At 68.4% G+C, this 12,205-nt stretch carries 12 protein-coding genes; 9 read left to right on the forward strand and 3 right to left on the reverse strand.

Annotation, left to right across the window (positions count from 1 at the left end):
• Positions 1 to 60 precede the first annotated feature (60 nt).
• The 3 genes from ASE30_RS17650 (at position 61) to ASE30_RS17660 (ending at position 3,132) form a co-directional block, all read left to right on the forward strand.
• Positions 61 to 252 (forward strand): DUF2970 domain-containing protein, encoded by a 192-nt coding sequence (locus ASE30_RS17650; protein ID WP_057285572.1) that lies wholly within the window; start codon positions 61 to 63, stop codon positions 250 to 252.
• Between the two features lie 596 nt (positions 253 to 848).
• The gene (locus ASE30_RS17655; RefSeq protein WP_057285573.1) at positions 849 to 2,591 is read left to right on the forward strand and encodes a nitrite/sulfite reductase; all 1,743 of its coding nucleotides are present in this window, start codon (positions 849 to 851) and stop codon (positions 2,589 to 2,591) included.
• Complete coding sequence (locus tag ASE30_RS17660) at positions 2,584 to 3,132, forward strand: DUF934 domain-containing protein (RefSeq protein WP_057285574.1); 549 nt, start codon at positions 2,584 to 2,586, stop codon at positions 3,130 to 3,132. The genes ASE30_RS17655 and ASE30_RS17660 overlap by 8 nt, the downstream gene beginning before the upstream one ends.
• A 108-nt stretch (positions 3,133 to 3,240) precedes the next feature.
• Here the strand turns inward: ASE30_RS17660 and ASE30_RS17665 are convergent, their stop codons facing one another.
• Complete coding sequence (locus ASE30_RS17665; protein ID WP_057285575.1) at positions 3,241 to 4,035, reverse strand: IclR family transcriptional regulator; 795 nt, start codon at positions 4,033 to 4,035, stop codon at positions 3,241 to 3,243.
• A gap of 103 nt (positions 4,036 to 4,138) precedes the next feature.
• On the opposite strand from ASE30_RS17665, the gene ASE30_RS17670 reads away from it, so the two are divergent.
• The 5 genes from ASE30_RS17670 to ASE30_RS17690 are packed head-to-tail and all read left to right on the forward strand — an operon-like array spanning position 4,139 to position 8,966.
• A complete protein-coding gene (locus ASE30_RS17670; protein ID WP_057285576.1) occupies positions 4,139 to 5,128 on the forward strand; it encodes a tripartite tricarboxylate transporter substrate binding protein in 990 nt (329 codons plus the stop codon).
• A 16-nt stretch (positions 5,129 to 5,144) separates the two neighbouring features.
• On the forward strand, positions 5,145 to 6,650 hold the full coding sequence (locus ASE30_RS17675; protein WP_057285577.1) for a class I adenylate-forming enzyme family protein: 1,506 nt from the start codon (positions 5,145 to 5,147) through the stop codon (positions 6,648 to 6,650).
• Entirely contained in the window at positions 6,647 to 7,435 is a 789-nt protein-coding gene (locus tag ASE30_RS17680) for a citryl-CoA lyase (RefSeq protein WP_057285578.1), read from the forward strand. The genes ASE30_RS17675 and ASE30_RS17680 overlap by 4 nt, the downstream gene beginning before the upstream one ends.
• Positions 7,432 to 8,157, forward strand: coding sequence for an SDR family NAD(P)-dependent oxidoreductase (locus tag ASE30_RS17685; RefSeq protein ID WP_057285579.1), 726 nt, complete (start codon positions 7,432 to 7,434; stop codon positions 8,155 to 8,157). Before ASE30_RS17680 ends, ASE30_RS17685 begins: the two co-directional genes overlap by 4 nt.
• On the forward strand, positions 8,154 to 8,966 hold the full coding sequence (locus ASE30_RS17690; protein WP_057285580.1) for an SDR family NAD(P)-dependent oxidoreductase: 813 nt from the start codon (positions 8,154 to 8,156) through the stop codon (positions 8,964 to 8,966). The genes ASE30_RS17685 and ASE30_RS17690 overlap by 4 nt, the downstream gene beginning before the upstream one ends.
• 21 nt (positions 8,967 to 8,987) lie before the next feature.
• On the opposite strand, the gene ASE30_RS17695 is transcribed toward ASE30_RS17690, so the two are convergent.
• Both ASE30_RS17695 and ASE30_RS17700 read right to left on the reverse strand, forming a co-directional pair.
• Positions 8,988 to 9,980: a tripartite tricarboxylate transporter substrate binding protein gene (locus ASE30_RS17695; RefSeq protein ID WP_057285581.1), complete on the reverse strand. Its 993-nt coding sequence runs from the start codon at positions 9,978 to 9,980 to the stop codon at positions 8,988 to 8,990.
• 90 nt (positions 9,981 to 10,070) lie between these two features.
• Entirely contained in the window at positions 10,071 to 11,168 is a 1,098-nt protein-coding gene (locus ASE30_RS17700) for a mandelate racemase/muconate lactonizing enzyme family protein (protein WP_057285582.1), read from the reverse strand.
• Between the two features lie 104 nt (positions 11,169 to 11,272).
• On the opposite strand from ASE30_RS17700, the gene ASE30_RS17705 reads away from it, so the two are divergent.
• Entirely contained in the window at positions 11,273 to 12,190 is a 918-nt protein-coding gene (locus tag ASE30_RS17705) for a LysR family transcriptional regulator (RefSeq protein WP_057285583.1), read from the forward strand.
• The last annotated feature ends 15 nt before the right edge of the window (positions 12,191 to 12,205 follow it).

The following is a 12,205-nucleotide window of genomic DNA, read 5'->3' on the forward strand; positions in this document are numbered from 1 at the left end:
TGTCTGTCCGCCGCCACAGCGTCTACAGTGGCCTGTCCGCAAACCCGCCAGGAGTCGCATATGTTCAGTTTCCTGCGCACGGTCCGCTCCGTGCTCTGGGCCTTCTTCGGCGTCCGGCGCGGCCGAGGCTACGACGCCGACATCGCCCACAACAAGCCCGCCCCCCTCGTCGCCACCGGCCTGCTGCTCGCCGCCTGCCTGGTAATCATCCTGGTCGTCGTCGCCCGCTGGGCCGTCAATGCGGCACTCTAGGCGACGAATAGCGGCTTGCGCAAAAGCAAGGTGAATATCCCTATAAGTGGATAAGCTTTCCGCAACAGCCGCTTTGCACACACCGCAGACCCACTCCATGGACCTCGCGCCCACCCCCCACAAAAATAGCCGCCCCGCCCCCGGGCCGCCCCAAACCCGGGCAGCCCCGCGCACACCAAGACTCACAGCCAGGGCGTAGCGCCCCGCAAAAAAAGACCGCCCCAAGACGGACTCTCCACACACGCCAAGGCCCACAGAAAGGGCGTACCGCCCAACCTCCGCAAAAACAGCCGCCCCGCCGCCGGGCCGTCCCAAGGCGGGGCAGCCCCCTCGGGGGGCAGCAAGCACGCAAAGCGTGCGCGGCGTGGGGGCCTATTCCAGCCGCCCCGCCGCCGGGCCGCCCCAAGGCGGGGCAGCCCCCTCGGGGGGCAGCAAGCGAGCGAAGCGAGTGCGGCGTGGGGGCCTTATTTCCTTATTACCAGAATGACTTAGACGGTCGCGGCGGGTGACTGTTACGGTTATGAATCCCCTTCGCCCGCGCGCTGCGCCGGGCGCGTCCAGGGGCTCAGACCGAGAAGATTTCAAGGGCAGTAGACATGTACGTGTATGACCCCGTGGACCAGCAGCTTGTCGAGCAGCGTGTGGCGCAATTCGCCGACCAGACGCGCCGCTTCCTCGACGGCCAGCTTACCGAAGATGATTTCCGCGTCCTGCGCTTGCAGAACGGCTTGTACATACAGCGTCACGCGCCCATGCTGCGCGTCGCCATTCCGTATGGCCTGCTGGCCTCCCGCCAGTTGCGCACCCTGGCCCACATCGCGCGCAAATGGGACCGCGGCTACGGCCACTTCAGCACCCGCCAGAACATCCAGTTCAACTGGCCCAAGCTGGAAGACGTGCCGGACATCCTGGCCGAACTGGCCACGGTCCAGATGCACGCCATCCAGACCAGCGGCAACTGCATCCGCAACACCACCACCGACCACTTCGCCGGCGTCGCGCCGGACGAACTCGTGGACCCGCTGGTGTGGTGCGAGATCATCCGCCAGTGGTCCACGCTGCATCCGGAATTCGCCTTCCTGCCGCGCAAGTTCAAGATCGCCGTCAGCGGCGCCGTGCAGGACCGCGCGGCCGTGGGCGTGCACGACATCGGCCTGCAGGCCGTCGAACGCGACGGCAAGCTGGGCTTTCGCGTCTGGGTGGGCGGCGGCATGGGCCGCACACCCATCGTCGGCAAGCTGATCAACCCCTTCGTCGAATGGCAGGATCTGCTGACTTACATGCAGGCCGCACTGCGGGTCTACAACCTGCATGGCCGCCGCGACAACAAATACAAGGCGCGCATCAAGATCCTGGTCAAGGACCTGACGCCGGAAGTCTACGCACAGCAGGTCGACGAACAGTGGCAGCTCATCAAGGGCGGCCCCGACACGATCACGCAGGAATTCGTCGACAGCATCAAGTCCCGCTTTGTCTGGCCGCAGTACGACGCCGCCGCCGCTGCCGACATCGACAACACCGCCGCGCTGGCCGCCGCCGATCCGCGCTTCGCGCGCTGGCTGCGCACCAACGTGCATGCGCACAAGGTGGCCGGATATGCCGCCGTCACCGTGTCGCTCAAGCCCACCGGCGTGCCGCCGGGCGACATCACGGCCGACCAGATGGACGCCGTGGCCGACCTGGCCGACGCCTATGGCTTTGGCGAACTGCGCGTCTCGCATGAGCAGAACCTGATCCTGGCCGACGTGCGCCGCGCGCGTCTGCACGAACTCTGGCAGAAGCTGGAAGCGCTGAACCTGGCTACGCCCAACATCGGCCTGCTCACCAACATCATCGCCTGTCCGGGCGGAGACTTCTGCGCGCTGGCCAACGCCGTCTCCATTCCCGTGGCCGAAGCCATCCAACGCCAGTTCGATGACCTGGACTATCTGTTCGAAATCGGCGAGCTGGACCTGAACATCTCGGGCTGCATCAATTCCTGCGGCCACCATCATGTCGGGCACATCGGCATCCTGGGCATCGATAAGGCCGGCGAAGAGTGGTATCAGGTCACGCTGGGCGGCCGCCAGAACGGCGCCGCCAAGCCCTTGCCCGACCTGGAATCCACGCGCGGCGGCGGCGCGGCCGTGGGCCGCATCATCGGCCCGTCCTTCGCCCGCGATCAAGTCCCCGGCGTGGTGGACCGCCTGATCCGTACCTATCTGGGCTTGCGCGACAGCGACGCGGAACGCTTCATCGACGTGGTGGACCGCGTCGGCATCGATCCCTTCAAGCAGGATGTCTACGCCGACCCTGCCTTCGCCAAACCCGCCCAGATCGCGGAGGCGGCCCATGTCTGAGATCTACGCCCACGACGCCCCCGGCCCGCACCTGATCCGCAACGGCAAGCTGGAAGCCGACACCTCGCGTCCCTTTACGCCGGAACCCGAAGTGCCCGCCGAAGGCCAGGTGCCTGGGGACGAACCCGGCTGGATCGTGCCGCTTTCCCTCTGGAAGACGTCGCGCGCCGCCTTGCGCCGCCACAAGCACCCCGTCGCCGTGCTGCTGGACCCCGACGCCGACCTGGCCGACCTGGCCGAAGCCGATGGCACGCTGAATCCCGCCGGCATCGCCTTCATCGCCGTGGACTTCCCCGTCTACACCGATGGCCGCGGCTACTCGCTGGCGCAGCTTCTGCGCACTCGCTACCAATGGCAGGGCGAACTGCGCGCGGTGGGCGACGTGATGATCGACACCATCCACTATCAGGCGCGCGTCGGCTTCGACAGCTTCCTGGTCAAGCCTGGACACGATCCCCATAAGGCGCTGGACGCGTTCAAGACGTTCACGGTGCACTACCAGAAGACATACCGCGTGCCGGCTCCGGCCGTGCAGGCCTGACAAGCCGGATACGCCGGCTACGCATGACACGCCTGGCACACCGGATACGCCTGACACGCGTGACTCGCCGGCCCGCGCCGGCGCGCCAGGTCCGTTCTTCGATGGAAGTCAGGCGCCCGCGCCCGGCAACGCCCAGCGCTGCATCCCCGGTTCGTCCTGCGCCAGTTGCGCGCGGATCAGGTCGGCGATGCTGCGCTGGCGCGGCGCCTGCATGCGGCTGATCAGGCTGGATACGCTGACCGCCAGACGCGGGTAGCCGCCCGCGTCGCATAGCGCCACCCCCACTCCCAGCACCCCGGGCACCGCGGCATTGCCCACGACGGCCCAGCCCCGGTCGCGCGTGTTTTCCACCAGACGCCGCATCTGCGCGCCGGTCATGCCGCCGTAGGCCCGCAGCGCCTGTTCATTGCGCGCCACCACCTCGTCCGCCTCATCCGGCGGCAACGCGCCCAGCAGCGCCAGCCCGGCCGCGCCCACGCCCAGCGGCTGGCGATGCCCCACCGTGACCGCCAGCACCTGCACCGGGTAGTTCCCCACTTCGCGATGCAGGCACAGGGAGTCGTTCGCGGCGCGGCAGATGAGAAAGGCGGAATCCCCGCTTACGTCGCTGATCTGGCGCAGCACCGGCCGCAGGCTGCGCACCGCCTGCGCATGCGGGTCGCCGGCCATCATGACGCCCAGTTCGGCCACGCGCCAGCGCGGCGCCTGCGACTCGCGCAGCGCATACCCCTCCTCCACCAGCACGTCCAGATAGCGGTACGCCGTTGAGCGCTGCATGCCCGCCGCCTGCGCGATGTCCACCACATGCAGGCCCGCCGCGCCCGCCTGGCGCAGAACGCCCAGCACGCGCAGCCCGCGGCGAAGCACGCGCGGCCCAGAACCTTCGGAATCCGGTTTGTTCAATTTTTGGACACCTTGCGTTGATGACTCCTCTATGTAAGCCCAATATGAAGACGGACAGACGAAGAGCTGTCCAAATATTAGACAAAACAGAACGGAGACAACAATGAAGACATACAGCAAGCGGTGGACCGTGGCAGCGCTGGCCTTGAGCAGCGGACTCCTGGCCAGCGCCCCCGCCTGGTCGGCCAAGCCCTACCCCGAACGCCCCGTGACGCTCGTCGTCGGCTACGCGGCGGGTGGGGCCACCGATATCGTCGCGCGCCTCATGGCGAAGTCGCTGTCGGAAGAGCTGGGCCAGACCGTCGTGGTCGAAAACAAGACCGGCGCCAACAGCAACATCGGCGCGGAGATCGTCTCGCGCGCCGCGCCCGACGGCTACACGCTGTATGTCGGCTCCATTGCCAACACCATCAACCGCACGCTGTACAGCCAGCTCAACTATGACTTCGTGAAGGGCTTCGAGCCCGTCGGCCTCCTGGCGACCATCCCGAACATCCTGGTCGTCAATCCCAAGCTGCCGGTCAAGACGGTGCAGGAATACATCGCGTACGCCAAGGCACATCCCGGCAAGCTGACCTGCGCCTCGTCCGGCAGCGGATCGTCCATTCACCTGTCCTGCGAACTGTTCAAGATGAAGACCGGCACGGACATCCTGCACGTGCCCTATCGCGGCAGCGGTCCGGCGGTGGCCGACCTGCTGGGCGGCCAGGTGGACTCCATGTTCGACAACCTGCCTTCGTCCCTGCCGCACGTGCAGGCGTCCAAGCTGCGCGCCCTGGGCGTCACCTCGCCCCAGCGGCTGCCCACCACGCCCGACGCGCCCACGCTGGCCGAGTCCGGCCTGCCAGGCTTCGACGTGGAATCCTGGTTCGGCGTGGTGGCGCCCGCCGGCACGCCCCAGCCGGTCATCGACCGCCTGAACCAGGCGATGAACAAGGCGCTGGCGAGCCCGGCGCTGCAGGCCTCCTACAAGCAGTCCGGCTTCTTCGCGCCGCAGCAGCCCAACACCCCCGAAACCTTCCGCGCGAAGATCTCCAGCGAAATCGACAAATGGGGCGCGGTCGTGAAGAACGCCAACCTCAAGGCCAACTAGCGTCCAAGGAGCACAGGTGTACCCGATTGATTTTTTCTTCCGCGCCGCCGAGCAGCACCCGGAGCGCGTTGCGCTGGACGGGCCCGATGGCCAGGTGACGTACGCGCGGCTGGCCGCCGACACCCGCGCGCTGGCCGCCGCCCTGCAGGACCTGGACCCCGCGCCGCAAACGCGCGTGGCGATCTGCGCCGGCAATTCGGCGCGCCACATCCTGGCGCTGCTGGCCGTGCTGGCCAGCGGCAAGGTGTGGGTGCCGCTGAACTACCGCAGCACCGAGCGGGAAATCGGCCGCATCCTGGACGCCACGGCGCCGTCCATCGTGATCATGGACGGCGTGGGCGCGCCGCTGGTGCCGGCCAGCCCGGCCCGGCGCATCGACCTGGAGGACGGCCCGGCGGACCTGGCGCTGGCCGCCTTGCTGGCGCGCGGCGCGGGCCGCGAACCCGTGCGCCATGCGCTGCCGCGCGATGCCACGCAGGCGATCAAATTCACCGGCGGCACCACCGGCCTGCCCAAGGGCGTGATGCAGCCGTACCACGCCTGGAACGCGGGCATCGTCAACCAGATCGCAAGCTGGGGCCTCACGCACGAAGACCGCTATGTGGTGTCGGCGCCCATCACCCACGGCACGGGCACCTACCTGTTGCCGGTGCTGGCGCAAGGCGGCGCCCACCTGCTGCTGGACAGCGTCACCCCCGCCACCATCACCGCCGCGTTCCGCGAGCGTGGCGGCACGCTGAGCTTCATGCCCCCGACGCTGATCTACATGATCATGGCGCAGCCGGGCGTATCGCGCGCCGACTTCCCCGCGCTGCGCAACCTGATCTACGGCGGCGCGCCCATGCCCGTCGAAAAAATCGAACGCGCGCGCGGCTTCTTCGGTCCGGTACTGGGCACCACTTACGGCCAGACCGAAGCCCCACAGATTGTCACGGTGCTGCGGCCCGCCGACCTGGAAGCGCCCGAGAACCGCGCCTCGGTCGGACGCGTCACCTCTCTGTCCGACGTGGCGATCATGGACACCGCCGGCAAGCTGCTGCCCCGAGGCGAAATCGGCGAGGTCGTGGTCCAGGGCGACCTGGTGATGACGGGCTACTGGCGCCTGCCCGAGAAGACCGCCGAGACCATCGTCGACGGCTGGCTGCATACCGGCGACACCGGCCTGATCGACGCGCGCGGATACCTGTTCCTGAAGGACCGCCTGCGCGACGTCATCATCACCGGCGGCTTCAACATCTATCCCGTGGACGTCGAAAACGCGCTGTCCGCGCACCCGGCCGTCTACGAGTGTTCGGTGTTCGGGCTGCCGGACGACAAATGGGGCGAGGCCGTCCATGCCGCCGTGCAGTTCCATCCCGGCGCGCAGGCAGGCGCCGACGAACTCAAGGCCCATGTGCGCGCGCTGCTCGGCCCGGTGGCCACGCCCAAGCAGATCCACATCCACGACAGCCTGCCGCGCTCCAGCGTGGGCAAGGTACTGAAGAACGCCGTGCGCGACGCCGCGCAAAAGGAGACCTCATGAAAACGCCCGAAACCCGCCTGTGCGCCCATCACCTCACTGGCATGTCGTACCGGGATGTCGATCTGGTGGAAGATCTGATCGGCAAGAAGACGTTCACCGAAGTCATGGTCATGCAGATCCTGGGCCGCGACGCGCGCCCCGTGGACCTGCGCGTCGTCGACGCCGTGCTGGTCACGCTGATGGAACACGGCATGACGCCCAGCGCCATCGCCACCCGGCTGATCTACATGAGCGCGCCCGAGAACCTGCAAGGCGCCGTGGCGTCGGGCCTGATGGCCGTGGGCAGCCAGTTCGTCGGCACCATGGAAAACTGCGCACGCCTGCTGGACCGCATCCGCCAGGCCGCCGACGGGCAGGCCGAGGCGCTGGCGATCGCGCGCGAATTCCGCGCGTCCCGCAGCGCGCTGCCCGGCTTCGGCCACCATCTGCACAAGCCGGACGATCCCCGCGCGGTCAAGCTTCTGGCGCTGGCCGAAGCCGAAAGCGAGCTGGACGGCGGATCCATCAAGGCGCTGCGGCTGCTGGCCGGCGCGATCGACGAGACCTATGGCAAGCACATCACCATCAACGCCACCGGCGCGGTCGCCGCGCTGCTCAGCGAGATCGGCGTACCCACCGACCTGATGCGCGGCTTTGCCGTCATCTCGCGCGCCGCCGGGCTGGTGTCCCATGTCGCCGAAGAGCAGCAAAGCCCTTCCGGCCGCTATATCTGGGAAACCATCGACCACGCCATTCCCTACGTGGGCAAAGGCAAGACCCACCAGCAGAGCGGCGGACAATCATGAATTCGGATGTGCTGGTCACCGGAGGCAGTCAGGGCATCGGCCGCGCGATCGTCGCCCGCCTGCTGGCCGACGGCTTTCCGGTCATCAATATCGACCTCAAGGCGCCGCCCGCCCTTCTGGATGGCGAAACCCATGTACAGGCCGACCTGACCGATGCGCCCGCCCTGCGCGACGCCGTCGCCCGCATCGCCGGGCAGCGCAACGTGTTGCGGCTGGTGAACAATGCCGGCATCGTGCGTCCCGCGCTGCTGGAGGACACCACGCCTGAAGACCTGGCCGCCGTCAGCGCGTTGAACCTGACGGCGCCGCTACTGCTGCTGCAGGGCCTGCTGCCCGGCATGCGCGCCGCGGGCTTCGGCCGCGTCGTGAACGTGGCCAGCCGTGCCGCGCTGGGCAAGGCGCGGCGCAGCGCCTACGCGGCCACCAAGGCCGGCCTGCTCGGCATGACGCGCACCTGGGCGCTCGAGGTGGCGGCGCAAGGCATCACGGTCAACGCCGTGGGGCCCGGTCCCATCGCAACCGAGCTCTTCGACCGCGTCAACCCGCCGGGCGCACCGCAGACGGAACAGATCCGGTCAGCCATTCCCGTGCGGCGCATGGGCACGGCGGACGACGTCGCGCACGCCGTCGCATCGTTGCTGGACGCGCGCGCCGGCTTCATCACCGGCCAGGTGCTGTACGTGTGCGGCGGCATGACGGTAGGACTGGGGAACGCGGCATGACGGCCGGTCTGGATACCCGCCTGGCGGGCAAGGTCGCCTTGGTGGCCGGGGCCGGCGCATCGGCCACCGGCTGGAGCATCGGCAAGGCGAGCTGCGTGACGCTGGCGCGGCAAGGCGCGGCCATCGTCGCGCTGGACGCCAACCTGGCCGCCGCCGAAGACGCCGCGCATGAAGTCGAGATGGCGGGCGGCAGCGCGCTGCCGGTGCAGGCGGATGTCGCGGACCCCGCGGCCATGCAGGCGGCGGTCGACGCCGCCCTGCGCCGCCATGGCCGCATCGACATCCTGCAGGCCAACGCCGGCATCGGGAAGGTGGGCGGACCCGAGGACATTACGCTGGAAGAATGGGACCGCATCCAGCAGGTGAACGTGACCAGCCTGCTGATCGCCACCCGGCTGCTGGCCCCCGTCATGCGGGCACAGGGCGGCGGCGCGATCGTCACCGTCTCTTCCATCGCGGGAATCCGGTACACCGGCTATCCGCACCTGGCCTACAGCGTCAGCAAGGCGGCCGTCATCCACTTCGCGCGCATGGCCGCACAGCAATATGCCGCCGACCGCATCCGCGTGAATACGGTCATTCCGGGCCTGATCGATACCCCGCGCGTCGCCAACAACGTGGCCCGCATGTTCGACGCGGACGACCTGCAAGCCGCGCTCGCGGCGCGCGACAGGCAGGTGCCGATGGGACGCATGGGGACGCCATGGGAGGTCGCCAACGCGGTGGCGTTCCTGGCGTCGGACGAAGCGTCTTACATCACCGGCACCGAGCTCGTCGTGGATGGCGGCCTGACCGGCAAGTACACGTAACGCGCCAGCCGGCATTCAAGCCTATTCCGCCTTGATGCCGCCTCGCTGGATCACCGCCGTCCACTTGGCGACATCGTCGCGGATGCGTTGCGCGAACTCGGCGGGCGTGCTGCCGACCGGCTGGAAGCCCAGGCCCGCGAGCTTGTCGCGCAGTTCCCCGCCGCGCACGGACGCCGCCAGCGTGGCCGACAGTTGCTCGATGATCGGCGCGGGCACGCCGGCAGGCGCAACCAGGCCGAACAGCGGCGAGATATCCACGCCAGGCAGCCCCGCTTCCTTGAACGTCGGCACATCGGGCAACTGGCTGACGCGCTGGGAACTGGTGACCGCCAGCGCGCGCAGGCGTCCGCCCTTGATGTGTTCCAGCAGCGTGGGCACGGTGGCGAAGGCAAACTGCACCTGGCCGCCCAGCAGATCCGTGATCACCGTGCCGCCGCCGCGATAGGGCACGTGCAGCACATCCACGCCGGCCTGTTGCCGCAGTTGTTCGCCCGCCAGATGCGGCCCGCTGCCCACCCCCGCCGTGCCGAACGACAAGGTGCCGGGATGCGCCTTGGCCAGCGCCACGAAGGACGCGACATCCGTCGCCTTGACCGACGGATGCACCACCATCACGAACGGCGCCGTCGCCATGAGCGAGATCGGGGCAAAGTCCTTGATCGCGTCGTAGGGCTGGCGGTCACCCAGCAACGCGGGATTGATGGTGAACGTGGAATCAACCATGCCGATGGTGTAGCCGTCCGGCGCGGACACCGCCAGCGCGCGCGTGCCGATGGTGGTGCCGCCCCCGCCACGGTTCTCCACCACAAAGGGCTGCCCCAGCGCCTGTGCGTAGGCCTGGCCGGCCATGCGACCCAGCGTGTCGGTCGCCGCGCCCGGCGGGTATGGCACGTACAGGCGGACCGCCTTGTCCGGATATTGCGAGGCCCGGGCCGCGGTGGTCCACGGCAGGACGGCGGCGCCCAAGGCCATGGCCGTGCCGTTAATCAGGAACGATCTGCGTGATTGATGCATGCTTTGTCTCCGTGTTTATGTTCTATTTGGCCGGGGATGGTCCGGCTTCGGTCCGGCCGCCGACTGGCCGCGGTCCGGGCCAATCAAGGCTCATGCGCTGTAGCGCCCCGCCGCAAGCTCAGCTTCGGGGTCCGCGCCCAGGCCGGGTCCGTCCGGCACGCGCACCCAGCCATCTTCGATCGGCACGCTGCGCGCATAGGGCACGTGCGCCAATTCAACGTAAAGCCGCTCCAGCGACACCTCGGCCTGCTGCGCCGCGATCAGGTGCAGGCTGGCCAGATAGCCCGGACCGAAAAACGCCACCTGAGGCGCGCAGACGACGGGCGTGCCCACGCATTTCTGCGCGATCCGCCACGCGGCGCTCAACCCCATCTTGATGACGCTGGGCTGCACATACTGCACGGCGCCGGTATCCACCAGCCGTTCCAGATCGGTGGCGCTGCTGGCGTTCTCTCCGACGGCCAGCGGTATCCCGCAGGCGCGCTTGAGCCGGGCCAGTTCGCGGTCATCCTCGGGCGGCCACAGCGGCTCTTCGATCCAGAACGGGTCATACGGGCGCATGGCGTCGATGGCGGCCTCGGCCTCGGCGGGCAGCCAGGCGCAATTCGTGTCCACCATGATGGGAATGCCCGGGCCGGTGCTGCGGCGCACGGCCGCCAGCGCATCGGCGGTGCGCTCATGCAGCTTGATCTCGGCATAGCCTTCCTGCAAGGCCTGCGTGGTCACCGCGTCCAGGCGTTCCGCGTTGCCGTAATACTGCAGCAAAGACGCATACACGCGCACCCGGTCCCGGCGCTTGCCGCCCAGCAAGGCATGCAAAGGCACGCCGGCGCGCTTGGCGCGCAGGTCCCACAGCGCGATATCCAAGCCCGCCAACGCATGCACCACGGGGCCGGACCGCCCCAGGTTATGCAGCGTGCGCTGCATGCCGGGTAGCAGCGTGCCGTCGTCGGCGTCCCGTCCGCAGGCCAGCGGCGCGATCAGGGTATCGAAGATGGCCGTCAGGGCGCGCGGCTCGACGCAGTACGACTCGCCCCAGGCGACCGCTCCGTCTTCCGTCTGCACGCGCACCAGCGCGCTGTCCAGCTTGTCGCGCGGGCGTCCGGCGAACAGCGGAGCAGGACTCCAGTGATGAAAGGGCAGGCGCAGGGGAATACAGGTGACAGAAACAATGGTGTTGGCTGGCATGGCGGCTGAGCGGCGGATAGATCCTGAAGTCGATCCGGCTATTCTCGATGCCGCCTATTCATATGGTCAAATAGATGAATTGACTATTTTCATATGAATTTCATATGCTGAATCGACGCGAACTCCTGCTGCTGCGCGCGATGTACCGGCACGACACGGTCACCGCCGCCGCCGAGGCGATCAACATGACGCAACCCGCCGCCAGCGCGCTGTTGCGCGACATGGAAACGCGCCTGGGCTTCGCGCTGTTCAGCCGCGAAAACCGGCGCCTGCATCTCACCAGCCAGGGCCGATCCCTGATTCCCGAAGTGTTGAACGCGCTGGCCGGCATAGAAGCCGTCGACCGGCTTGCCGTCGATATCCGGCAGGGCGCGCTGGCGCGGCTGGACGTGGGGGCCGTCGCCATCGCGGCATCCAGCCTGCTGCCCGCCGCGATGGCCGCCATGCGCCAGGCGCACCCGTCGGTGGCGGTCACGGTCCGGGCCGGCACGGCGCTGGAGATCATCGAAATGGCGGTGGATCACCGCATCGACCTGGGCATCATCATTGGCTCGCCCTCGGATATCGACCGGGTGTCCAGCCTGCGGCTGGCTCCCTTGAGCCTGCACGCGGTCATGCGCAAGGATCATCCGTGGGCAAGGCTGCCGGTACTGACGTTGGCGGAGGTGGCCGAAGCCGGCCCGATCGTGCTGGCGCCCGCCCTGCCCGCGGGCCGCGCGACGCGCCAGGCGCTGGACACGCGCGGCCTGCCCTATCGTCCCATCATCGAAGTGGCGCAATCGTCTGCGGCCTGCGCGCTGGCCGCGGAAGGACTGGGCGTGGCCATCGTCGAAAGCCTGGGCGCCCACTACGCCGAGCGGCAAGGCCTGGCCTCCCGCCATCTACTGGCGCTGGAAGACCCCGTGCTCGCGGTGGTCTGGTCTCGCGACCGGGCGATGAGCGCCCCCGCGCAATTGCTGCAGGCGGGTTTGGCCGAGCAGGCGCGCACCTGGCTGACCCGGGCGGTCGATCCGACGGCCTGAGGCAACGCCCGCGGC

Source organism: Achromobacter sp. Root83 (assembly GCF_001428845.1).
In the GTDB taxonomy this organism is placed as follows: Bacteria; Pseudomonadota; Gammaproteobacteria; order Burkholderiales; family Burkholderiaceae_B; genus Achromobacter.